The organism is Vreelandella populi (genome assembly GCF_003989825.1).
Lineage (GTDB): Bacteria > Pseudomonadota > Gammaproteobacteria > Pseudomonadales > Halomonadaceae > Vreelandella > Vreelandella populi.
In genome coordinates this window covers 299,960-323,551 of the sequence record NZ_RZHE01000015.1, presented here as the reverse complement: position 1 = coordinate 323,551, position 23,592 = coordinate 299,960, and the positions used below count along the sequence as shown (strand labels likewise).

General features: G+C 57.6%; 21 protein-coding genes. 14 read left to right on the top strand and 7 right to left on the bottom strand.

Annotation, left to right across the window (positions count from 1 at the left end):
- The first annotated feature begins 65 nt into the window (after positions 1-65).
- Both ELY25_RS16110 and ELY25_RS16105 read left to right on the top strand, forming a co-directional pair.
- Positions 66-2,390: an FdhF/YdeP family oxidoreductase gene (locus ELY25_RS16110; protein ID WP_126952281.1), complete on the top strand. Its 2,325-nt coding sequence runs from the start codon at positions 66-68 to the stop codon at positions 2,388-2,390.
- Complete coding sequence (locus ELY25_RS16105) at positions 2,383-2,685, top strand: MarR family transcriptional regulator (RefSeq protein ID WP_126952280.1); 303 nt, start codon at positions 2,383-2,385, stop codon at positions 2,683-2,685. Before ELY25_RS16110 ends, ELY25_RS16105 begins: the two co-directional genes overlap by 8 nt.
- Positions 2,686-2,688: 3 nt before the next feature.
- Here the strand turns inward: ELY25_RS16105 and dxs are convergent, their stop codons facing one another.
- The 3 genes from dxs to ELY25_RS16090 are packed head-to-tail and all read right to left on the bottom strand — an operon-like array spanning position 2,689 to position 5,771.
- Positions 2,689-4,599 (bottom strand): 1-deoxy-D-xylulose-5-phosphate synthase, encoded by a 1,911-nt coding sequence (dxs, locus tag ELY25_RS16100; RefSeq protein ID WP_126952279.1) that lies wholly within the window; start codon positions 4,597-4,599, stop codon positions 2,689-2,691.
- Positions 4,600-5,490, bottom strand: a complete 891-nt coding sequence (gene ispA, locus ELY25_RS16095; protein ID WP_126952278.1) for a (2E,6E)-farnesyl diphosphate synthase — start codon at positions 5,488-5,490, stop codon at positions 4,600-4,602. It abuts the gene before it with no gap.
- On the bottom strand, positions 5,484-5,771 hold the full coding sequence (locus ELY25_RS16090) for an exodeoxyribonuclease VII small subunit (protein ID WP_126952277.1): 288 nt from the start codon (positions 5,769-5,771) through the stop codon (positions 5,484-5,486). The genes ispA and ELY25_RS16090 overlap by 7 nt, the downstream gene beginning before the upstream one ends.
- Before the next feature lie 260 nt (positions 5,772-6,031).
- Here ELY25_RS16090 and serA point away from each other — a divergent pair, with 260 nt between their 5' ends.
- Positions 6,032-7,276 (top strand): phosphoglycerate dehydrogenase, encoded by a 1,245-nt coding sequence (gene serA / locus ELY25_RS16085; RefSeq protein ID WP_126952276.1) that lies wholly within the window; start codon positions 6,032-6,034, stop codon positions 7,274-7,276.
- A gap of 66 nt (positions 7,277-7,342) precedes the next feature.
- Here the strand turns inward: serA and ELY25_RS16080 are convergent, their stop codons facing one another.
- Positions 7,343-8,032, bottom strand: coding sequence for a pirin family protein (locus tag ELY25_RS16080; protein ID WP_126952275.1), 690 nt, complete (start codon positions 8,030-8,032; stop codon positions 7,343-7,345).
- Positions 8,033-8,272: 240 nt separating this feature from the next.
- Here ELY25_RS16080 and trhO point away from each other — a divergent pair, with 240 nt between their 5' ends.
- The 5 genes from trhO (at position 8,273) to ybiO (ending at position 14,106) form a co-directional block, all read left to right on the top strand.
- Positions 8,273-9,232, top strand: a complete 960-nt coding sequence (gene trhO / locus ELY25_RS16075; protein WP_126952274.1) for an oxygen-dependent tRNA uridine(34) hydroxylase TrhO — start codon at positions 8,273-8,275, stop codon at positions 9,230-9,232.
- 125 nt (positions 9,233-9,357) lie between these two features.
- Positions 9,358-10,161: an enoyl-CoA hydratase gene (locus ELY25_RS16070; protein ID WP_126952273.1), complete on the top strand. Its 804-nt coding sequence runs from the start codon at positions 9,358-9,360 to the stop codon at positions 10,159-10,161.
- 96 nt (positions 10,162-10,257) lie between these two features.
- Positions 10,258-11,079, top strand: a complete 822-nt coding sequence (locus ELY25_RS16065) for an IclR family transcriptional regulator (protein WP_126952272.1) — start codon at positions 10,258-10,260, stop codon at positions 11,077-11,079.
- Between the two features lie 18 nt (positions 11,080-11,097).
- On the top strand, positions 11,098-11,532 hold the full coding sequence (locus tag ELY25_RS16060) for a YqaA family protein (RefSeq protein ID WP_126952271.1): 435 nt from the start codon (positions 11,098-11,100) through the stop codon (positions 11,530-11,532).
- Positions 11,533-11,706: 174 nt separating this feature from the next.
- Positions 11,707-14,106, top strand: a complete 2,400-nt coding sequence (gene ybiO, locus ELY25_RS16055; RefSeq protein ID WP_126952270.1) for a mechanosensitive channel protein — start codon at positions 11,707-11,709, stop codon at positions 14,104-14,106.
- A gap of 73 nt (positions 14,107-14,179) precedes the next feature.
- Here the strand turns inward: ybiO and ELY25_RS16050 are convergent, their stop codons facing one another.
- Positions 14,180-14,929, bottom strand: coding sequence for an SDR family oxidoreductase (locus tag ELY25_RS16050; RefSeq protein ID WP_126952269.1), 750 nt, complete (start codon positions 14,927-14,929; stop codon positions 14,180-14,182).
- 159 nt (positions 14,930-15,088) lie between these two features.
- Between ELY25_RS16050 and folK the strand changes: the two genes are divergently transcribed.
- From folK to hglS, 3 genes are all read left to right on the top strand, one after another.
- A complete protein-coding gene (gene folK, locus ELY25_RS16045) occupies positions 15,089-15,532 on the top strand; it encodes a 2-amino-4-hydroxy-6-hydroxymethyldihydropteridine diphosphokinase (protein ID WP_126952268.1) in 444 nt (147 codons plus the stop codon).
- 82 nt (positions 15,533-15,614) lie between these two features.
- Positions 15,615-16,433, top strand: a complete 819-nt coding sequence (locus ELY25_RS16040) for a flagellin N-terminal helical domain-containing protein (protein ID WP_126952267.1) — start codon at positions 15,615-15,617, stop codon at positions 16,431-16,433.
- Between the two features lie 215 nt (positions 16,434-16,648).
- Positions 16,649-18,010 carry a 2-oxoadipate dioxygenase/decarboxylase HglS gene (gene hglS / locus ELY25_RS16035; RefSeq protein ID WP_126952266.1) on the top strand — a complete coding sequence of 454 codons (1,362 nt, stop codon included), beginning with the start codon at positions 16,649-16,651 and terminating at the stop codon, positions 18,008-18,010.
- 51 nt (positions 18,011-18,061) lie between these two features.
- On the opposite strand, the gene ELY25_RS16030 is transcribed toward hglS, so the two are convergent.
- Both ELY25_RS16030 and ELY25_RS16025 read right to left on the bottom strand, forming a co-directional pair.
- Entirely contained in the window at positions 18,062-18,958 is an 897-nt protein-coding gene (locus ELY25_RS16030) for a LysR substrate-binding domain-containing protein (protein ID WP_126952265.1), read from the bottom strand.
- Between the two features lie 112 nt (positions 18,959-19,070).
- On the bottom strand, positions 19,071-20,624 hold the full coding sequence (locus tag ELY25_RS16025; protein WP_126952264.1) for a BCCT family transporter: 1,554 nt from the start codon (positions 20,622-20,624) through the stop codon (positions 19,071-19,073).
- Positions 20,625-20,969: 345 nt separating this feature from the next.
- Between ELY25_RS16025 and ELY25_RS16020 the strand changes: the two genes are divergently transcribed.
- From ELY25_RS16020 to ELY25_RS16010, 3 genes are read left to right on the top strand one after another with little or no spacing between them, the layout of a single operon-like run.
- Positions 20,970-22,022: an ABC transporter substrate-binding protein gene (locus ELY25_RS16020; RefSeq protein ID WP_221885425.1), complete on the top strand. Its 1,053-nt coding sequence runs from the start codon at positions 20,970-20,972 to the stop codon at positions 22,020-22,022.
- Complete coding sequence (locus ELY25_RS16015; protein ID WP_126952263.1) at positions 22,023-22,805, top strand: ABC transporter ATP-binding protein; 783 nt, start codon at positions 22,023-22,025, stop codon at positions 22,803-22,805.
- A 10-nt stretch (positions 22,806-22,815) separates the two neighbouring features.
- On the top strand, positions 22,816-23,586 hold the full coding sequence (locus ELY25_RS16010; protein WP_126952262.1) for an ABC transporter permease: 771 nt from the start codon (positions 22,816-22,818) through the stop codon (positions 23,584-23,586).
- The last annotated feature ends 6 nt before the right edge of the window (positions 23,587-23,592 follow it).

Genomic DNA, 23,592 nt, shown 5'->3' with positions numbered 1-23,592 from the left:
GCGATAAAAGAAAGCTTGCTAACGTTTATTGCTAGGCTTTCTGCCCTTTTGCTTGGAGAAGCACAATGTCCTCACCCAATCCGGGTACCCCAAAAAGCTCTACGGTACACGATCCCAAGGTTTTTGAGTATCACAACCCGGCAGGTGGCTGGGGTGCGCTCAAGGCGGTCAGCAAGCACTTGCTGCATAGTCGCTCCCCGGCCGTTAACGCCCGTTCGCTGTTCAAGCTTAACCAGCCTGATGGGTTTGACTGCCCCGGCTGTGCCTGGGGCGATCCTGAACATGGCTCTTCATTTGAATTTTGCGAGAACGGGGTCAAGGCCGTAACCTGGGAGGCCACGTCGAAGCGCGTTACCCGGAACTTCTTTGCCAAGCATACCGTCAGCGAGCTTAAGACCTGGGATGACTACCGCCTGGAAGACCAGGGGCGGCTGGTGGAACCCATGCGCTATAACGCGGATACCGACCACTACGAGCCGATTACCTGGGACGCGGCGCTGGATCTGATTGCTGCAGAGCTTAAGGCGCTACCCACGCCGGATGACGCAATCTTCTACACCTCAGGCAAAGCGGGCAACGAATCGGCGTATGTCTTCCAGCTGCTGGCGCGGCTTTATGGCACCAACAACCTGCCGGACTGCTCCAATATGTGCCACGAGGCCAGTGGGGTCGCGCTGACTAAGGCGCTGGGCACGGGAAAAGGCAGCGTGCGGCTGGAGGATTTTGAGAAAGCGGAAGCGATCTTTGTATTCGGCCAGAATCCCGGCACCAACCATCCGCGCATGCTGGGTACACTGCGTGAAGCCGCCGAGCGTGGCGCGACGATTGTCAGCGTCAACCCGCTGCGCGAGAGGGGCCTTGAGAAGTTTGCCGATCCCCAAAAGGCCCTTGAGATGCTGCATAACGGCAGCCATCCGATCAGCTCCCACTACTTCTGCCCCAAGCTTGGCGGCGATATGGCGGTGATGCGCGGCATGGCCAAGTCGCTGTTTGCGCGCGACGCGGCAGGCGAAGCGGTACTCGATCACGCCTTCATGGCCGAACACACCGTTGAGCTGGATGCTTACCGCGCCCTGGTGGAAGCCACCACCTGGGAAACGTTAGAGGCCCAGTCCGGGTTAAGTCGGGCCGAGATGGAAGACGCGGCCAAGCTATACGCCCGCTCCAAGGCCACGATTATCTGCTGGGCCATGGGCATTACCCAGCACGTGCACTCCGTACCCACGGTGCGTGAAATCGTCAACCTGCTGATGCTGTGTGGCAATCTGGGGAAACCCGGTGCCGGTACTTCGCCGGTGCGCGGGCACTCCAATGTGCAGGGTGACCGCACCATGGGGATTTTCGAGAAGCCTTCAGATGCCCTGTTGAATGCGTTGGAAGCCCGCTACGGCCAGCCCATGCCGCGTGAATATGGCGTAGATTCCGTGGCCGCGGTACATGCCATGCGCAACCAGCCGGGCAAGGTATTTATCGGCCTGGCAGGCAACTTCACTCGGGCCATTTCCGATAGCCGGGTGACAGAGGCGGCTATGGCCCAGTGCCGCTTGACGGCTTTTATCAGCACCAAGCTTAACCGCAGCCATCTGGTGACCGGCCGGGATGCACTGATCCTGCCCTGCCTGGGACGCACGGAAGTTGACCGTAACGCGGTGGGCAAGCCGCAGCTGATTACCGTGGAAGACTCCATGAGCATGGTGCACGGCTCGGCGGGCATTAACCGCCCGGTAGACAGCAAGCTGCCTTCCGAGATCACCATTCTGACCGGTATCGCCGAGCGGCTGTTGGGCAGCGAAGTGGTTGACTGGGCGGCCATGCGCGAAGACTACGATGTGATTCGTGAGCATATAGAGACGGTCATCCCCGGCTTTGAAAACTTCAACGAGCGCGTACGCGAACCGCGAGGCTTCTGGCTGGGCAACCCGGCGGTCGACCTGCGCTTCCCAACTGAAAGTGGCAAGGCCGAATTCTCTGCAGCCGAACTGCCGGGCCAGGTAATACACCAGCAAATGGCTACCCGCGAAGGCAATTGGCTAACCCTGCAGACCATGCGCTCTCATGATCAGTACAACACCACGGTGTACGGCTATAACGATCGCTATCGGGGTATCGAAAACGGCCGCCAGGTGATTTTCCTGAACGCCGGAGATATTGATCGGCTGGGCCTTAAAGCAGGGCAGTGGGTGGATCTGATCGGTGAGTCTGGCGATGGCGTCGAGCGGCGCATGGATGGTTTCAAGGTCGTCGCCTACGACACCCCGAAAGGCTGTGCGGCCGCCTACTACCCGGAAACCAACCCGCTGATCCCGCTGGATCACAAGGGCGACCAAAGCCACACCCCGGCATCCAAGTCGATTGCCATTCGCCTGGAACCGAGTACACGGATTGCCTGATCAAACGCCTGACACGGTGAATCCACATGACCTGCAGCGCGTACTCGCCGAGCTGCAGGACGCTCACCCCGAACTCGACACGCTAGCCGCCCTGGTGCTGCTGGCACTGTGTGAGCTACCGCCTAATGAAAAGGGTATTTCCAGCGCGCTGCTGGCCCGGCGGCTGGACATCGAACACGCCCTGATTCGCCGCGCCTGCGCGGAACTTGAAGAGGCGGACTGGGTTAGCACTCAGCCCGCAGGCGGCGCCAGCCCGGCACTGCGGGTGGCGTTGATAAAACCGCCGCTCGGTTGAGCGTCAAGGCAGCCGCTGGCGAATGGCGGCTTCGATGCCTTCAGCATCCAGGCCGCAGTCATGCAGCAATTCTTCCGGGGTGCCGTGCTCGACAAAGGTGTCAGGCAAGCCAAGGTTGAGCACTTCGATCTGTACGCCTTCGGCGTGGAGTAGCTCGTTGACGGCGCTACCCGCGCCACCGGCGATCACGTTTTCTTCTAGCGTAACCAGTAACTCATGTTCGTCGGCGGCGTGGAGTACCGCGTCACGGTCCAGCGGCTTGATGGAGCGCATATTGATATGTGTAGCATCAAGCTTTTCGGCAACCTCGGCCGCCGCGGTGTTTAAACTGCCAAAGGCGAGGAGCGCAATGCGCGCGCCATTGCTTTTGGACTGGCGACGAACTTCTGCCTTGCCAATGGGAAGCGATTCCAGGTGTTCTGGAATCTCCACACCGGGGCCGGTACCCCGCGGGTAGCGAACCGCCGCGGGGCCGGGATGATGGTAGGCCGCGCTTAGCATGGCGCGGCACTCGGCTTCATCGGCAGGGGCCATGATCACCATGCCGGGCACGCAGCGTAAAAATGAAAGATCCATGCTGCCGTGGTGAGTGGGGCCGTCTTCGCCGACGAGTCCCGCGCGGTCAATAGCAAAGGTGACGTCCAGATCCTGCACCGCCACGTCGTGAATCAGCTGGTCATAGCCGCGCTGCAAGAACGTGGAATAGATCGCCACCACGGGCTTCATGCCTTCACAGGCCATGCCGGCGGCAAGCGTGACCGCGTGCTGTTCGGCAATCGCCACATCGAAGTAGCGCGCCGGGTACTCCTTGGAAAAGCGCACCAGGTCCGAGCCTTCGCGCATGGCGGGGGTAATTCCCATCAGGCGCGGGTCGCTTTCGGCCATGTCACACAGCCAATCGCCAAACACGTTGCAGTACTTCTTTTTGGGCGCGCTTGGCGCTGTGGGCGGCGGGGCGGGCGTCTTGCTGGTTTTTTCCAGCTTGGTGATGGCATGGTAGCCAATCTGGTCCGCCTCAGCGGGTAAAAAGCCTTTGCCCTTGCAGGTCTTGATGTGAAGAAACTGCGGACCATCCAGCTCACGCAGGTTGGTAAGCGTCTCGGTAAGCGCTTCAAGGTCGTGCCCATCAATCGGGCCGATGTAATGAAAGCCCATTTCCTCGAACAGTGTGGCAGGGCTGACCATGCCCTTCATATGCTCTTCGGTGCGTTTGGCCAGTTCCAGCGCGCCGGGCAGATGAGAGAGCACTTTTTTACCCTCTTCCCGCATCTTCAGGTAGGGCTTGCTTGCCATCATCCGGGCGAGGTAAGTGGCTAGACCGCCAACGTTTTCCGAGATCGACATCTCGTTGTCGTTAAGCACGACCAGCATATTGGCATTGACGTGGCCCGCGTGAGCCAATGCTTCAAAGGCCATGCCGGCGGTGAGTGCGCCATCGCCAATAATCGCGCATACACGGCGGTTGTCACCTTTGGCTTGGGCGGCCAGCGCCATACCCAGTGCGGCAGAAATCGAGGTGCTGGAGTGGCCCACGCCAAAAGTGTCGTACTCGGATTCGGCGCGGCGCGGAAATGCCGCCAGGCCACTATGCTGGCGAATGCTGAGCATCGCTTCACGGCGGCCGGTAAGGATTTTGTGCGGGTAGGCTTGATGACCTACATCCCATACCAGGCGGTCCTTGGGCGTATGAAACGCATGGTGCAGGGCTACGCTTAGCTCCACTACGCCGAGGCCTGCGCCAAAGTGACCGCCGGAAACGCCCACGCTATAAAGCAGGTAGGCGCGCAGCTCGTCAGCCAGTTGGGCAAGCTGCTGGGTATTCATGGCCCGCAGCGCAGCGGGATGATCAAAGGAGTCGAGCAGCGGCGTTGCCGGGCGCTCGCGGGGAATCTCGTCGAACAGCTTCATGGGCATCTAGTGGTCGCGCTCGATCATATAGTGGGCTAATTCGGCCAGCGGTGCGGCTTGCTCGCCTAACGGGGCGAGAGCAGCAATGGCCTCGTCAATCAGGGTGCGCGCCTTTTGCTGCGCGCCGTCAAGCCCCAGCAGGCTGGGGTAGGTCGGTTTTGAGCGGGCGGCATCGGCGCCGGATGTTTTGCCGAGTGTCACGGTATCGCCTGTTACATCAAGCACATCGTCATGAATCTGGAAGGCTAGACCAATGGCGCGCGCGTAGCGAGTCAGGGCGTTTAAACGCGGGTCATCTTCATCCACGGCGATCAGCCCGCCCAGCCGAACTGCCGCAACAATCAGCGCGCCGGTCTTATGGGCGTGCATGTGCGCCAGAGCATCAACGTCGGGATGGCCACCCACTGCGGCCAGGTCCAGGGCCTGCCCCGCCACCATGCCGGTGCGGCCCGAGGCCGTGGCCAGGGTCATGACCAGATTACCCAGGCGCGGGTGTGCGGTGCGTGCCAGCACTTCAAAGGCCAGGGTTTGCAGCGCATCACCGGCCAGAATGGCGGTGGCTTCATCATAGGCAATGTGCACGGTGGGCTGGCCCCGGCGCAGGTCATCGTCATCCATGGCGGGTAGGTCATCATGAATGAGCGAGTAGGCATGAATCAGTTCAATGGCCGCCGCCGGGGCGTCAAGGTCTTCATCACGTGCGCCGAGCGCCTGTCCGGCAAGATAGACAAGCAATGGACGCAGGCGCTTGCCGCCCACCAGAAGCCCATGGCGCATGGCATCCTCAAGCCGGGGAACCACGGCGCGCTCATCAAAAAGGGCGTTAAGTGTAGCGTCTACCCGGGTGGTGCTAGCCTTGCGCAGGGCCGTCAGCGAGGCCGCTTGAATGGCTACCATGGCGGTGTCTCCTTACCCTCATCAGCGTCATCCCTGGGCGCCTCGTCATTGGCGAAGGGGGTAACATTCAAACGGCCTTCGCTGTCTTCACTCAGCGCGCGTACTTTCAGCTCCGCAGTGTCCAGGCGCTGCTGGGCATCGCGGGTCAACCGCACGCCCTGCTCAAAGGCGCCGAGCGCATCTTCCAATGAGAGCTCGCCTGACTCCAGGCGTTCTACGATGGATTCCAGTTGTTCAACCGTGGCCGCAAAATCCTGCGGTGAAGGTGCGGTATCGCTCATTGGTCAATGCCTACTGTTGTCTGGCGCCCCAATCAAAAGGCAGCGCGCGTGTCTGCAACGTAAACGCACAGTATACACCGAGGCCAGGGGGTGGCGTCTGCCCCCGCCCGTTTTTGCGGGTACTTGCACTGTTTTCATCTTGAGAACGCAGACATTTCATCCGGCCGCAAAGGCCTGATGGATATGCGTTGTGCTACTATACGGCCTTTCCGTGAACCGATACACGGCGCACGCCGCCGACCATAGAGGTTGATTCAGCCATGGCTAAAACGTCCCTGGAAAAGAGCAAGATCAAGATCCTGCTACTCGAGGGCGTCCACCAAAGCGCGGTGGACAATTTTCACAATGCCGGATATGAAAATATCGAGCATTTGCCGACATCGCTAGATGAAGCGTCGCTGATCGAAAAGATCCGTGATGTGCATTTCATCGGCATTCGCTCGCGTACCCAGCTTAATGAACGGGTATTTGCTACGGCAGAGAAACTGGTCGGCGTTGGCTGTTTCTGTATCGGAACCAATCAGGTGGATCTGGAAGCTGCGCTGAAACGCGGGATTGCCGTGTTCAACGCGCCTTACTCCAACACTCGTTCGGTGGCGGAGCTGGTGCTGGCTGAAGCGATCATGCTACTACGCGGTATTCCCGAGAAGAACGCCCGTGCCCACCAGGGCGGATGGCTGAAATCCGCCAGCAACTCCCATGAAGCGCGGGGCAAGACCCTGGGTATCGTCGGTTACGGCAGCATCGGTGCACAGCTTTCCGTGCTCGCCGAATCTCTGGGATTCAATGTCATCTATTACGACAGCATCACCAAGCTGGGTATGGGTAACGCAAGCCAGGTGGCAAGCCTTGAGGAACTGTTGAACCGCTCTGATGTGGTCAGCCTGCACGTGCCGGACTTGCCCTCTACCCGTTGGATGATTGGCGCCAAGGAGATCGCCGCCATGAAGCCGGGCGCCATCTTCATCAATGCCTCGCGCGGTAGCGTGGTGGAAATCGAGCCGCTGGCCGATGCCATCAAGTCGGGTCATCTGAACGGTGCCGCCATTGACGTATTCCCGGTTGAGCCTAAGGGCAACAACGAAGAGTTCGAAAGCCCGCTGCGCGGCCTGGAAAACGTGATTCTGACGCCGCATATCGGTGGTTCTACGCTGGAAGCCCAGGAAAACATCGGCATCGAAGTCGCCGAGAAGCTGATTACCTACTCGGATAACGGCACCACGATTACTTCAGTCAACTTCCCCGAAGTGGCGCTGCCTGCGCACCCTGATAAGCACCGTCTGCTGCATATTCATGACAACGTGCCGGGCGTGCTGTCGGAAATTAACCGCGTGCTGTCCGAAAACGGCATCAACATCTCCGGCCAGTACCTGCAGACCAACGACAAGGTCGGCTACGTGGTCATTGATGTCGACAAAGCTTACGGCCCGCAGGCGCTTGAAGCCTTGAAGCAGGTAGAGCATACGCTGAAAATCCGCGCGCTCTACTCGGCGCACAATAGCTAATACCTGGCTCGCGGCGTAAAAAAACGGCTCCCGAACGGGAGCCGTTTTGGTTGGTAACACTGAAGCTCAGGCCAGATCGAACAGCAGCACTTCGCTTGCATCCTTGCCGGTCACGCTGATGGCATCGCCAGGCTGGAACGTAGCGGCATCGCCGGTGCTGAGCGGTTCGCCATTCACTTCAACCGTACCTTTTACCACATGCAGCCAGGCATAACGTGTGGCTGGGGTCATTACGCTTTCGTCTGCATCGAACAAGCCGGCGTAAAGGTTAACGTCCTGATTGAGGCTGACCGAACCTTCACGGCCCTCTTGCGAGGCCACCAGGCGCCACTGGCCCTGCCTTTCAGCCGCCGGGAAAGGCTTCTGCTCGTAGCTGGGCGCAATGCCAAGCGCTTTGGGCTCAATCCAGATCTGCAAAAAGTGCAGCTCGTTCTCTTTGGAGTGGTTGAACTCACTGTGCAGCACGCCGGTACCCGCTGACATGCGCTGCACGTCGCCTGGGCGCATGACCTCGCCGTTGCCCATGTTGTCTTTGTGCTCCATTTCGCCTTCCAGCACATAGGAGATAATCTCCATATTCCGGTGCGGGTGGGCGCCAAAGCCATGGCCGCCGGCCACGCGGTCTTCGTTGATCACCCGTAGGGCGCGAAAGCCCATATGCTTGGGATCATGGTAGTTGGCAAACGAGAACGTATGATAAGAACGCAGCCAGCCGTGGTCTGCATAACCCCTTTCACCCGCGCGACGAATTTTCATCTTTGTGCTCCCAGCCGTGTTGAAGGAATAGCTGTTGAAGGAATGAACTCAATATACGCCTGTAATCGCGCCGCGTCGGGCGAAGGTTTCTGCATGATAACGTCGATTAAATCGACGAATTTGAAGCCGCTAATGACCTGCGTCAATCTGGCAGGATTCAAGCATTACGCGGTTTGCGCTAGACTATGCGCGTTTATTAACCTGGTCCGCCCTTTGCGAGGGCGACTACCTGGAGCTTTTATGTCTGCACCTATCGTTACCCCTGCCGATACGCCGCGCATTGTCGTCGCGGCGCTGTATAAATTCGTTACGCTAAATGACTTTGAAGCGCTGCGTGAGCCGCTGCGCCAGGCCATGTTGGATAACGACGTCAAAGGCACCTTGCTGCTGGCCAAAGAAGGCATTAACGGCACCGTGGCGGGCACTCGCGAAGGCATTGACGCCCTGCTTGCCTGGCTGACTGCCGACCCGCGCCTGACCGATATCGATCATAAAGAATCGTTTTGTGACGAAACACCGTTTTATCGCACCAAGGTCAAGCTCAAAAAAGAGATCGTGACGCTCGGCGTGCCGAACATTGATCCCAACGATACCGTGGGCACCTACGTTGAGCCGGAGAACTGGAACGACGTGATTGCGGACCCGGAAGTGCTGGTGATCGATACCCGCAATGATTACGAAGTGGCGATTGGCAGCTTCGAAGGCGCGGTTGACCCCAAAACCACTACGTTCCGCGAGTTTCCTGAGTATGTGCGCGAGCACTATGATCCGGAGAAGCACAAGAAAGTCGCCATGTTCTGCACCGGCGGCATTCGCTGTGAAAAAGCCTCCAGCTTTATGCTGAAAGAGGGTTTTGAAGAGGTTTACCACCTCAAGGGCGGCGTGCTGAACTACCTGGAAAAAGTCCCTGAAGAGAAGTCTTTGTGGCGCGGCGAGTGCTTTGTGTTTGATAACCGGGTAGCGGTGCGGCACGACCTGAGCAAAGGTGCCTATGACCAGTGCCACGCCTGCCGCATGCCGATTTCCGCCGACGACATGCAGTCGTCAGCCTATGAGCCCGGAATCAGCTGCCCGCACTGCATCGACTCTTTGCCTGAGAAAACCCGTGCTGCCGCCCGAGAGCGCCAGCGCCAGATCGAACTTGCCAAGGCACGCGGCCAGCCCCATCCGCTAGGTTACAACCATCGCGAAAAAGCCTGACGCCTAACGTAAGGCTTAATGTTAAGTAGGCGGCCACGCCCGTGGTCGCCTTTGGTCGTAAGCATCCCGTTTTGGTCGTGTGAGGCACTAGACTGAAGATTATTCAGCTTCGCTAGGGGCCTTTTATGCCTGTTTCTTCTGATACTTCATTGGCAGCCGAGCTACTGCTCCGCGATGATCAGCAGGGCGTGACCACGCTCACTCTCAATACCCCAGAGCGGTTTAACACACTTTCCGAGCAGATGCTTGAGGCGCTTCAAACGGCGTTGGCGGATCTTGCAAACGATGAGCAGGTGCGCTGTGTGGTGCTGGCAGCCAATGGTAAAGTCTTCTGTGCCGGGCACGATTTAAAGCAGATGCGCGCCAACCCTGATAAAGCTTACCACCAAGCGCTTTTTGCCCGCTGTAGCGAGGTGATGCAAGCTATCGTTCATTTCCCGGTCCCGGTGATTGCCAAGGTGCAGGGTATTGCCACCGCTGCCGGCTGTCAGTTGGTTGCCAGCTGTGATTTAGCCGTTGCCGCGCAGAGTGCCCGGTTTGCGGTGTCGGGCATTAATGTAGGCCTTTTCTGCTCGACACCGGCCGTGGCGCTGTCGCGTAATGTGCCCCGCAAGCAGGCGATGGAAATGCTCCTGACCGGCGAGTTCATAAGTGCCACCCAAGCGGCTGAATGGGGCTTAATCAATCGTGTTGTCGAGGATGTGGCACTCGACGACGCCGTTCAGGCGCTGACGGATAGTATCTGCGCCAAAAGTGCCGTGGCGGTGAGAACGGGAAAGGCCATGTTTGCACGCCAGCTGGCCATGCCGCTGGATGAGGCCTACGCATTTGCCGGGGAAACCATGGCCTGCAATATGCAAACACTTGACGCCACAGAAGGTATTGATGCGTTTATCGACAAGCGCCCGCCGCGTTGGCAACACCGCTAGCGCATACCCGCTATTAGTGGAATTCGTTTCCGTAAACGCGACAGCGTCATGACGGCGCGTTATCCTGTGGGTTTTGCGCCTTCAGGAGAGAGCAGGGTGAGTGAAGCCAAGCGTAGAACGGTTGGGCGTCCGGCAAACGCCGCCAAAGCGGGCGGCGGGCATAGCCAGTCGCTGGTACGTGGCCTAACGCTACTGGAGTATTTGGCGGCAAGCCCTTTGGGGCTCGCCCTGTCAGATGTGGCTGAAAAAGCCGAACTGGCCCCTTCCACCACCCACCGTCTGCTCCAGGCCCTGCAAAGTCAGGGGTTTGTTACCCAGGATGACGAGCAAGGGTTATGGCGTATCGATGTCAAAACCTTCCGTATTGGCAACAGCTTTCTGGAGGCCCGCGACGTGGTGGCGACCAGCCGCCCCTTTTTGCGTCGCCTGACCGCTGAAACAGGCGAAACCGCCAACCTGGGAATTCGCGATGGTGATACGGCGGTCTTTCTGGCCCAGCACGAATCGCCCCAAATGATGCGCATGATTACCCGCCTGGGTTCGCGGGCGCCGCTGCACGCTTCTGGCGTGGGGAAGGCGCTACTGGCCTGGATGCCTGCCGACGAGCGCGCCCGCTTTCTGGATAACCGAGAGCTTGCCCGCGTTACCGAAAATACATTGTGTAGTCCCGATGCACTGTTGTCGGAAATACAACAAATTGGTCGGCAAGGGTTTGCCTGTGATCGTGAAGAACATGCCATTGGCCTGCACTGTGTGGCCGCCTGCGTCTACGATGAGCACGTCTCACCGCTGGCCGCGATTTCCGTTTCGGGCCCCATGGCGCGAATTCCCGAGTCGCGTTTGCTCGCGCTGGGAACACTGGTACGCCAGGTGGCCGATGAAATTACCGCTCAACTGGGTGGCCAGGTGCCGCGTTAATTACGGGCGCTGAGTTCCATGCTGAGTCTTTTCCTGGTGGCATTAGCAAGTGCCACGCTACTGCCCGGCGGTTCTGAGGTATGGCTTGCCAGGCTCTGGTGTCTGGGCGAGCCCGCGCTGGTGTTATGGTGTGTGGCTACTATCGGCAATACGCTGGGTAGCCTTATCAATGTCGCCATGGGCCGCTACGCGCGTCAGTTCCAGAATCGGCGCTGGTTTCCGGCATCAGCTAAAAGCCTTGCCCGGGCAGAGCGCTGGTACCACAAGCTGGGTGAGGCGAGTCTGCTGCTCTCCTGGGTGCCGGTCATCGGCGACCCGTTAACGGTGCTTGCTGGCCTGTTTCGCCTGCCTTGGTGGCGTGCGTTGCTATGGATCGTGGTGGCTAAGGGCGCACGTTATGCCGTGGTACTTGGCTTGGCACATCAGTTTTTGCTACCGCTTTGCCAGGTCTGAGCGGCACACGTTGTATGCTTTCTGCATAAAGTCATCTGCCAGGCCTTGTTCATACTCTCATGTTACCCTGTGCGCTTTATAGGCTGCCAGCAGGCCTACTCTTGCATTTCTGTTTGCATAAAGTAGGCCAACCGTTAGATTTAAGAGAGCATTTACCCAAATGGAGGTTGAGGTGTGACGCCACTACGATTACTACCTTGGTTAGGCGTCTGGTTAATGGCACTGTTTGCATTGCTTGCAACACCAGCATTGGCCCAGACAACGTTAAGCGCTGACAACGAAGGCGCTCCTCCTCCAGCAGAAGAGGGAGCGCCTTCTTACGAGGCGCTTGCTGAGCTGCTGGAAGACGAGCAATCACGACAAGCGTTGATTGACCTGCTACGCAATCAGGCGTCATCACTGCCGGCTGGTCTGGAAACGGAATTATCGCCTGAAGCCGCTGCTGCTGGCGGCAATGTATCGCCTGAGGATGTGTCCCTACCTCGCCAGCTTGCCGAGCTTACCAGTCGTGTGGTTACCGATATTGGCGGCCAGATTGAGCAGGCGGCCACTGTGGTTGGCGACCTGTTTACCGGTAGTGGCGAAAGCTCAAGCACGTTCGACTCGGCGGCATTTATCCAGGCAGCGATTAATCTGGGCATCGTGATTGGTGCCACGTTTGCACTCTTCTTTGTCCTACGGCGATTGGGTAAACCCGCCTTTGCCAAGGTAAGTAGCTGGTCGTTAAACGGCTCCGGTTTAACGCCGGTACTACGCCTTATTCTGAGTGTTGCCATTGCGGCGGTCATCGACTTTCTGATCGTGGGCCTGGCGTACGTAGGTGGCAATCTGATCGCCACCTTTGCCGTGGGCCAAACGGGCGAGCTTTCCACACGCGCATCGCTGTTTCTTAATGCCTTCCTGATTATCGAACTGTTCAAGGCGGTTATGCGGATGCTCTTTTCCTCTCATTACGAGGGGCTGCGCCTGCTGCCTATTTCTGCCCATGAAGCCTCGTATTGGAATCGCTGGCTGGCCCGGCTGATCGGTATGGTGGGGTATGGGCTGATGGTAGCCGTACCGCTGGTCAATTTCTATCTGGGGGCGTCGCTTGGGCAAGCGCTCGGTACGCTGATCATGATAATCGCCTTTGTCTATGCGGTTAGCGTAGTGCTTAAAAACCGCGTGCGCTTGCGTGGCAACATAAATGCTATCGCGGCTAATGCCACCATGACCGCAAGCCGTGTATCGCTGCAGCTGTTTGCACGTACATGGCATCTGTTTGCGCTTTTGTACTTCCTGATGGTCTTTGTACTTACGCTAATTCGCCCAGGCGATGCGCTACCCTTTGTGTTGTTTGCGACGCTTAAAACGCTCGCTGCTGTGGTGGTCGGCCTTTTGGCTTCAACGTTCTTAACCCAGACTATTGGCCGGCGCATTCAGTTATCCGATGATTTACGCCGCAAGCTGCCAATGCTTGAACATCGCCTGAATAGCTATGTGCCTAATGCGCTACGCGTGCTGAGAACAGTGATTCTGGTAGCCGTGGTCATGGTGATTCTGGATGCCTGGGGAGCCTTTAACCTAGCAGGCTGGTATGCCTCTGAGCGTGGCGCGCACCTCGTCGGCAACCTGATTAGCGTGGCGGTCATTCTAATTGTCTCGCTGGGTATATGGCTGGCGCTGGCAAGTTTGATTGAGCATAAGCTCAACCCGGAAACGGGTACTGGCGAGCCATCTGCGCGCGCCAAGACGCTGCTTAGCCTGTTCCGTAATGCCCTGGCAATTGCCATGGTGACCATTACGGGTATGATCGTTCTCTCGGAGATCGGCATCAACATCGGGCCGCTGATTGCCGGTGCCGGTGTGCTGGGTCTGGCGATTGGTTTTGGTGCCCAGAAGCTGGTACAGGACGTAATCACTGGGGTATTCATTCAGGTCGAAAATGCCATGAATACCGGCGATGTAGTTACCGTTGGTGGTGTTACCGGTACAGCTGAGCGATTGAGCATTCGCTCTGTAGGGATTCGCGATCTCTCGGGCACCTACCATATCGTGCCGTTCTCAAGCGTGGATACCGTATCCAACTATATGCGCGAATATGGCAACCATGTGGGCGAATACGGTATTGCCTACCGTGAAAGCATCGATGACGCGATTGAGCAGCTCAAGCTGGCCTTTGAAGATCTACGCGCCAGCGAAGAGCATGGCTTCAAAATCCTTGCTGACTTGACCGTTGCTGGTGTGACGGCCCTGGCGGACAGCTCGGTGAATATCCGTGTCGTGATCAAGACGACCCCTGGCGACCAGTGGGGCGTTGGGCGTGCCTACAACCGCTTGGTGAAAATGCGCTTTGATGAAGCCGGTATCGAGATTCCGTTCCCGCATACCACGCTTTACTTTGGCCAGGACAAGTCAGGCTCTGCGCCACCCGCTAACCTGCGTGTCATGCAGCAGGCCTTCACCATTGATGGCAGCCCGGCAGGGCAGCCTAAAGCGGCTGAACTGGTAACTGATGATCGCCATAACCCGCACAAGGATGATTCCACAACGAAGAATCCTGAGCACCACAAGCCTGATGAAGAAGACGTCTAGCCAGCAGGATGATGCTATTGCACTATAAGCCAACAAGGGCCGCCTTCGGGCGGCCCTTGTTGTTTCTACTCGGTCACTGGGGGGCGTAATTCTCCGAGTGGCGACCTTCCAGGTAGATAGATTCGCCGCCGTCCACAAATAACACCTGCCCGGTCACAAAGTCGTTATCTAGCAGATAATGTAATGTTTGAACCAGATGGTCGGGCGCTCCTTGCCGGTTAAGTGGAATGCCCTCCAAACGCCAGGCGAGATACTCATGGGAGCGTATAGACGTGGGCAGTATCACGCCAGGTGCGATGCCGTTGACCCGGATATGCGGCGCAAACTCGAGTGCCGCCATTTGCGTCATGTCCGCCAGCCCTTTTTTAGACAGCAAATAAGCCGCATAAGGGTACTGATGATAGGCCACCTTATTGTCGATGATGTTAATAACGCATCCCTTATCGACCGTCTTCGCAAAATGCTGGGTTAATAGCAATGGGGTAAACAGATTGACCCGAAACTGCGTTTCCAGCATGGCTAAATTGGTGTCCGCGATAGGCGCTGCCTGATAAGTCGAGGCGCTGTTAAGCAACACGCTTAAGTTGGGAAATCGTTCTTTTGCAGTATGAATCAGCGTATCAAGCGGGTCGTGTATGAAGTTACAAGGTAATATTTCACACTCGCGTCCTTTTCCACGAATCCCCTCTGCCACCTCTTCGGCTTCTTCTCGAGAGCTATTAACGTGTAATGCAATGTCATACCCTGCATCGGCCAACGCTTCCGAAAAGTGGCGTCCCAGGCGGGTAGCGCCCCCTGTCACTAAGGCTGCTTTCTTACTCATTGGATGTCCCTGTATTTAGAGTTATGTAGTGGCTTCGTGCCTCTTGTGCTTATTGTTAATCGATTTATGGCTTGCACACTAAAAGCGTACCGCTAGTCTGAAATAGAGTCACTAATATGCTTATGAATTCTTTGGGTCATTCGGGGTCAGGCTATGGTCATGTCAACGACGGTATTGCAGGCAGAGCAGAATACAATGCTACATGAATGCCTGATTTCGATAGGCTCGAATATTGAGCCCGAGCGTCACTTTGCTCAGGCATTCACTCTTTTGGGCTGCGAATGTGAGCTGGTGGCTCACTCCAAACCAATCTGTACGCCACCTGTAGGGTTTCTAAATCAGCCCGATTTTTTAAATGCGGCGCTTCTGGTACGCACACCGCTTGCCCATGACGCGTTTCGTGCCTACCTGAAAGCAGTGGAAAATCGTCTGGGACGGGTACGCGGACCGAACAAGTCAGGCCCCCGCACCATGGACCTGGATATCGTGGCATGGAATGGCGAGCTGTTGGATGAAGGCTACTTTGAGTACGACTATATTCGTCTTCCCGTCAATGAAGTGCTGGCCGTGACAGGACGCTCTTTGGTTGAGCGAAAGAATTAAGTTTTTTCCTGCTGAGCCGATAATACCCGTACGGTCATTTCACTTATCCCTGCAGGCAGGTTGCCCTACATGAGGGTCTGGTTTGTTTAGCCTAAACACCAATGTTACCTCGCTACTGGTGCAGAACAATCTGCGCACCAGCCAGCAGGCCATGCAGACCTCAATGCAGCGCCTATCGTCTGGCTTGCGTATCAATAGCGCCAAGGACGACTCGGCCGGACAGGCGATCGCCAATCGTATGGGCGCCCAGATTCGGGGGATGAATCAGGCTATCCGCAACACCAACGACGGGATTTCGATGGTGCAGACCGCCGAAGGCTCGCTAAACCAGATCAACGATAACCTGCAGCGAATTCGTGAGCTGAGCGTTCAGGCATCCAACGGGACTTATTCAGCAAAAGATCGAGAGTCGATTCAGCTTGAGATCGACCAGCGGCTGGATGAGATTGACCGTATCGCCGGGCAGAGCAACTTCAACGGCATCAATCTGCTGGGCGAAACGCGTAGTCTCAATATTCAGGTAGGCGCCAATGCAGGCGATACTATCAGTGTTCGCATGGTCGCCATGGACCGTGAAGCTCTAGGCCTTAGTGGCTTTAGCGTGCTTGAAGACAACGCCACTGATAAGCCCATGGACAAGCTTGATGAGGCTATCAAGCAACTGGATCAGCAGCGCAGCTATTTCGGCGCGGTACAAAACCGCTTCGAAAGCGTGATCGACGGACTCGATAACAGCATCGTCAACCTTTCCGCCGCACAATCGCGCATTCAGGATACCGATTACGCAAAAGAAGTATCCAACCTGATTCGCGCCCAGATCCTCCAGCAGGCGGGAATGGCAATACTTGCCCAGGCCAACCAGCAGCCCCAGATGATCTTGCGCTTGTTGGAAGGCCTATAAACATCTGGCGAAAGCATCCATTCCTTTTTCACTACTTAACACCGCCGCTGTCTGCGCATTAGGCGTTTGATGTTTCGTACATTCCTATTTGGCATGCATTAGGCGTTTTTTTTCGTTTGCGGCTCCGCCTGAACATCTGCTTTGATAAGGTCATTCGACCCTGAATGACCGGCGTGCCACGGTCATCCTGATAATAAACGATAGAGATCCGTGCCATGCCTCAGCTCCCGTTTCTAGCGACTAACGATGTTCGCGACCGTTTCTCCAAAGCCATGTCGGCGATGTATCAAACAGAAGTGCCCCAGTACGGCACGCTGCTGGAACTGGTCGAGCAGGTAAATCAGGAAACCCTTAGCCAGCAGCCAGAGCTGCGCCGCCGCCTGGAAGCTCAAGGCGAGCTTGCCCGCCTGAGCGTAGAGCGCCACGGGGCGATCCGGGTGGGGTCTGCCGAAGAACTATCCATGCTGCGGCGCTTGTTTGCCGTCATGGGCATGTACCCGGTGGGCTATTATGATCTTTCAGAAGCGGGAGTGCCGGTGCACTCCACGGCGTTTCGCCCTATCGAGGATGAGGCGCTGGCTTGCAACCCGTTCCGCGTTTTTACCTCACTGCTGCGCCTGGAACTTATCGAAAACGAGGCGCTGCGCCAGCGTGCGGAAGAGATTCTCGCCAAACGGGATATTTTCACGCCAACGGCGCGTGAACTGATCGAGCGCTTTGAAACGCAGGGCGGGTTAACCGCTGAAGAGGCCGATCAGTTCGTGAACGAGGCTTTGGAAACCTTCCGCTGGCATCAGGATGCCACAGTTGATCTGGATACCTACCAGGCGCTGCACGACGAGCATCGCCTAATTGCTGATGTGGTGTGCTTTCGTGGGCCGCATATCAATCATTTAACGCCGCGTACGCTGGATATTGATGAAGTTCAGCGCCGCATGCCAAGCGTGGGCATGAATCCGAAGGCGGTGATCGAAGGCCCGCCGCGCCGTGAAGCGCCCATTTTGCTGCGCCAGACAAGTTTCAAGGCGCTGGAAGAATCGATCCGCTTTGCAGGCGACGCCCAAGGCACGCACACCGCCCGCTTTGGTGAAATCGAGCAGCGCGGCATGGCTCTTACGCCGAAAGGCCGGGCGCTTTACGATCAGTTGCTGGGGGAAGGGCGCAAACAAACGGGGGGACTGAATAACGATGCCCACCAAGCGGTTATGGACAAGGTATTTGCTGAGCTTCCAGATAATGATGAAGCCATGCGCCGCGAAGGGCTGGCCTACTTCCACTACCACCTTACCGGTGCCGGGAAGGCAGCCGCGCAAAGCGTGACGACCGATATGGATGTCCTGATCGCCAAAGGCTTCGTGGAAGCCCAGCCGATTACCTACGAAGACTTCCTGCCGGTTAGCGCCGCGGGCATCTTCCAGTCAAACCTGGGCGGGGGCGAAAACGAAGCCTATGCGGGCAACGCCAACCGCGAAGCGTTCGAAGAAGCGCTTGGCGCCTCGGTGACCGATGAACTGGCGCTTTATGCCGAGCGCGAACAGGCGTCTAAACAGCGCGTGCTGGCCGCATTGGCGGGCTAATAGCTCTTCAGCGTTCTTGACTCGGGCTGCCTAACCGGCGGCCTGAGTCGTTTATACGCGGCATTCAGCGCTGGCCGTTATATGCTCGACGAAACGGCGCACCTTGCCAAGCTCGCCCAGATGTTCGGGATACACCAGATAGTACGCACTCTCGCTGTGTAGCCGATGCGGCCAGGCCTGAGCGAGCCGCTTGTCCGCCAGTTCTTCATCGACGGTAAAGTGCGGCACTAACGCCACGCCGCCGCCTGCCATGGCGGTGCGCACCAGCATAGGGAAGGTCTCAAAACGGGTGCCGTGGTAGCTGCGATCAGTGGCGATTTCCTGGCTTGCAAACCAGTGGTGCCAGGCGTCGGGGCGGGTGGACAGATGGAGTAGCGGCAGCTGGGCCAAGTCGCTTGGCGTATGGATCGGGTGCCGGTCCAGAAGTGACAGAGCGGCAACCGCGACCATCTCTTCATCCACCAGCTTATGGCAGGCAAGGTTGGGCCAGCTGCCATGGCCGTAGAACAGCGCAACATCAATATCCTGCTGCTCAAGGTCAAAATCTTCCACCCGATCATGAAACTCTAGACTAATGCCCGGATTCGCCGCTAGAAAGGGCGGTAATTTATCTGCCAGCCAGCGGCTGCCGAAGCTGGGTAGCGTGGCGACTTTCAGCACTTCACTGTTGCCGCTGTAGGTCATGATGGTATGGGTCGACATCTCAAGCTGGGCCAGTATCTTGCGTACATCACTCAAAAAAATGGCGCCTTCGGGGGTAAGCACAAGGCTGCGCCTTACCCGGCGAAACAGCTTGTGCTGCAGGGTCGATTCAAGGTGAGCGACCTGTTTGCTGACCGCGCTTTGGGTAAGGTTCAGTTCGTCGGCTGCCCGGGTAAAGCTCATATGGCGAGCCGCCGCTTCAAAGCACTGCATGGCGGCGGTCGAGGGAAGATTGCGAGAAACCAAGCAAGGCACTCCTGATGGACGTTTGCCGCCCCGACGGCTGGCCGGGGCAGCGGTAAACGTTGATCATAGCGCAGGCGAAGCGGGGGTTATATCACCACGTGTAGCGAGACGCCTAGTCAATCAGCCCCTGCTCGCGAGCCATGGCGTAAGCGGCCTTGGGGCCATCCCAGAGTGAGGGCAGCAGAATCAGCGATACCGGCACGGCAGTGATCACGATAAATTGCTGCAGCGCGGCGATCTGGCCTTCACGCATGGCCAGCAGTACCGCGGCCATGATCGTCATGGTCACGCCCCAGAAGGCGCGTAGAAATGGGCTGGGCTCGTCGTGGCCAGCACCGACCATGGCAATGGAGTAACTCATGGAGTCGCCGGTGGTGGCCACGAAGATGGTCGTCAGCAGCAGGATTGCCAGCGCCATCCAGGTGCCGCCAGGCAGCGCCTGGGCCAAGGTGAGCGTGGCGATGTCGAACTGAAAGTTCGTCAGCGCATCGGTCAGTTCGATCACGCCGGTCAACTGGTAGTAGATGCCCGAGCCGCCCAGCAGTGTGAACCAGACCGTGGTGGCGATGGGGGCGATGACCGCCACGGCCAGAATCATCTCGCGAATGGTGCGCCCGCGAGAGATGCGCGCTACGAAGATCGCCATCAAGGGCGCAAAGGCGATGAACCAGGCGTAGAAGAACACGATCCACCACTGCATCCAATCCGCCGGCGAGGTTTCCGCGGTGGCGGTGACCATCTTGAAGAAGTTGTCCAGGTACGTGCCCATGCCGGCAAAGTAGCTGTTGAACAGAAACAGCGTCGGCCCGAACAAAAAGATGACCGCGCCGATGCCCAGCGCCAGCATGACGTTGAAGCGGCTCAAAAGCTGCATGCCCTTGTGCACACCGCTGACCGCTGAAAGCACGTACACCATACCCAGGGTCGCCAGAACCAAAAGCCGTGTAACGAAGGTATTGGGCAGCCCGAACAGCACCTCGAGGCCATGGCTGACCTGGGTCGCCAGAAAGCCGACCGGCCCGACGGTGCCCGCTACCACTGCCAATACGCAGCAGGTATCCACGACGCCACCCAGGGGGCCACGCATCAAGCGCTCGCCGAATAACGGGTAGAGCAGGGTGCGTGGTTGCAGCGGCTGGCCTTTCACGTAGTGGGCGTGGGCCAGCACAATCGCGGTGAGCGACCCCAGTACCGCCCAGCCGACGAATCCCCAGTGGGTAAACGACTGCGCGAGCGCGCCAGGCACCGCAGCGGCCACGCCCGGGTCGGTATCGAAGGTGGGGGGCACGTTCACGAAGTGATAGATCGGCTCGCCGGCGGCGAAAAAGACGCCACCACCGCCCAGCAGCGTACACAAGATGATCGAAAGCCACTTGAAGGTACTCAGCTCCGGTGCATCCAGGTTGCCGATCTTGGCGTTGCCGGCCGGGGTCAGCGCAAGCCCGATGGCGATAAAGAACGTCAACAGCATCAGAAACTGGAAGTAGGTACCGAAGGTCAGCGCGCTCCAGGCAAAACCCTGGCTGATCGAGTCGGCGACAAGGTCCAGGTCGTAAAAGGAAAGCGCTAGAAAAAGCACGATGAAGCCAATGCTTAGCGTAAGGACGATAGGATCGCCAAACGAAAATCGCGTTTGGCGGTCGGCATCAGAGGCCGATTGAGTCATTAATATACCTTTTGGGTGGCAAGAAGAGGCGGTGTGCCCAAGCCTAGCAAGAAGGGCATTAAGCGACGCGATGCGGCAAAGTGCGCGGCATACAGCTAAAAAAAAGCGCCATTCATTGAATGGCGCGAGGACAGGAAACTGCGTTCAGTATATCGCGCATATAGACCAAAGTCTAACGTGATTGCTTTTGGTGCTTGAAAAGAGCGTCATGCACCAATACAGCGCCTTGTTAGTTGCGCTGTGCTCAATTAACCGAAGTAAGCGTTTGAAATTCATTCATAAAAACAATGTTGGCCACATTGCTGCAAATAGCCTTGCAACGTTTTGTATACAAGGCTGACAGTGATGACTGCTTCAATACCCAATTCTCGAACGATGTTCCACAGGCTGATCGGCGGCGCGGTTGCCTCATTATTACTGGCGAACAGCGTGAGCGCAGACGTCACGGCAATCCGCTTCCAACTTGATTGGCGCTTTGAGGGGCCAGCGGCGCCCTTTCTGATGGCAGAAGAGAAGGGCTATTTTGCGGAAGAGGGGCTGAACGTTCAGATCGACGCTGGCAGCGGCTCGGCAGGAGCAATCAACCGTGTAGCCTCAGGTGCCTATGAAATGGGCTTTGGCGACCTGAACGCACTGATCGAGTTCCTGGCGGAAAATCCTGACGGGCCGGGCATTCAAGGGGTATACGTGGTCTACGACGGTACGCCCACGACAGTGTTTGCACTCAAAGAGAGCGGTATTGAGTCGCCAGCGGATCTTGTCGGCAGGACTATTGCCGCCCCGGCCTTTGATACGGGCTTTCGCGCCTGGGAGATATTCGCCGCCGCCAACACGTTGGAAACTGATGCCGTCGAGTGGCAGAACGTTGACCCCACGCTTCGTGAGACGCTGCTGACCCGCGGCGATGTAGACGCTATTACCGGCTTCTACTTCACCAGTCTTTTAAACCTTGAAGAGCGCGGCGTTAGTGAAGATGAGCTTACTATCATGCCGTTCCCCGAGTACGGTGTACCGCTTTACGGCAATGCCATTATCGTCAGCGAAGCCTTTGCCAATGAAAACCCGGACGCCGTACAGGGCTTTTTACGTGCCTTTAACCGCGCGCTAGGCGAAACGATCGAGGACCCGGCCACGGCGGTTGCGTATGTCAAAAACCGCGACGGCTTAATTGATGTGGCCATGGAGACTCGTCGCCTGGAGCTTGCCCTTGAAAGCGCGGTGAATACGCCTGATGCCCGCGAGCATGGCGTAGGCGGGGTTGACGAGGAACGCTTGATAGAAGCGATTCAACTGGTCGCCGACGCCTACGATTTGCCCAGCCTGCCGTCGCAGGATCAGGTGTTTACCTCGCGCTACCTGCCGCCGGTGGAAGAACGCATGCTGCTGGAGGCGCGCTAGATGTCGGCAGCGTTTGTCAGCTTTGATGACGTTAGCTTGGCGTATGACAGGTCGGGCAACGCGATTGAGGATATTAACCTGAGTATTCACGAGGGCGAGTTTGTGGCCTTCGTGGGGCCATCTGGGTGTGGTAAATCGACCTTCATGAAACTCTGCACCGGACTGCACGCGCCTACCCAGGGCAAAGTGCAGGTAGACGGCAACCCGGTAACCGGGCCGTTGAAAATATCGGGCATGGCGTTTCAGAACGCCAATTTGTTGCCCTGGCGCACTACCCTGGATAACGTGCTGCTGCCGCTCGAGATCGTCAAACCTTACTGTCATCAGTTTCGTAAGCGCCGTGAAGAGTTTGTGGGCTGGGCACGCAAGCTGCTTGCGACCGTTGGTCTTGCTGAGTATGAGGATAAATACCCTTGGCAGCTTTCCGGCGGTATGCAGCAGCGCGCCTCCATCTGCCGGGCGCTGATTCATCAGCCGCGTCTTCTGATGCTGGATGAGCCGTTTGGCGCGCTGGACGCGTTTACCCGTGAAGAGCTTTGGTGCGTGCTGCGTGATCTCTGGGAAGCCCAGCGGTTTACCGTGGTGCTGGTCACACATGACCTGCGCGAAGCGGCCTTTCTAGCGGATACGGTTTATGTAATGAGTCGGCGGCCGGGGAGGGTGATCGAGAAGCGCACCATTTCGCTTGAACGCCCGCGCCCGCTTGAGATGACGTATGAAAAACCCTTTATTGATCTGGTACAGGCGTTACGCGCCCAGATTGGTGAAGTGCGCAGTAGCTAAGGGGCCTGTCATGAATCAACCTGGAAAAACAGCCGAGCGTTTGGCGCCCTGGATCGCCGTGGTGGTTCTGGTGGTCGTGTGGGAAGCGCTCGTCAGACTCTTTGACGTACCCAGCTTTATCTTTCCAAGCGCGATGGAAACCGCCCAGGCGTTGATTACCTATGCCGGGCCTATTGGCAAACACTCCTGGCAGACGCTCTGGACCACGGTGATCGGATTTGGGTTAGGCGTGGCGGTGGGGCTGGTGTTGGGCTTTATCGTCGGCTCCTCGCGCTTTCTGTATAACGCCTGCTATCCACTGCTCGTGGGCTTCAACGCCATCCCCAAAGTGGCGTTTGTGCCCATTTTGGTGGTGTGGTTCGGGATTGGCTCGGTGCCCGCCATTTTGACCGCCTTTCTGATCTGCTTTTTCCCCATTGTGGTCAATGTCGCGACAGGCCTGGCCACGCTTGAGCCGGAAATGGAGGATGTGCTGCGGGTGCTGGGCGCGCGACGCATCGATGTGCTGCTGAAGGTGGGCCTGCCGCGCTCGCTGCCGTACTTTTTTGCTTCGCTGAAAGTCGCTATTACGCTGGCCTTTGTCGGCACAGTAGTCTCGGAAACCGTGGCTTCCAATCAGGGCATCGGCTATCTGATGATGAGCGCAGGCTCGCAAATGCGCATGGGCTTGGTGTTTGCAGGGCTTATCGTGATCAGTGCCATGGCCATGGTGATGTACGAACTCTTTGCTCTACTTGAAAAACGCATGACCGGTTGGGCCCACCGCGGGCAACAGCGCTAGACGCTG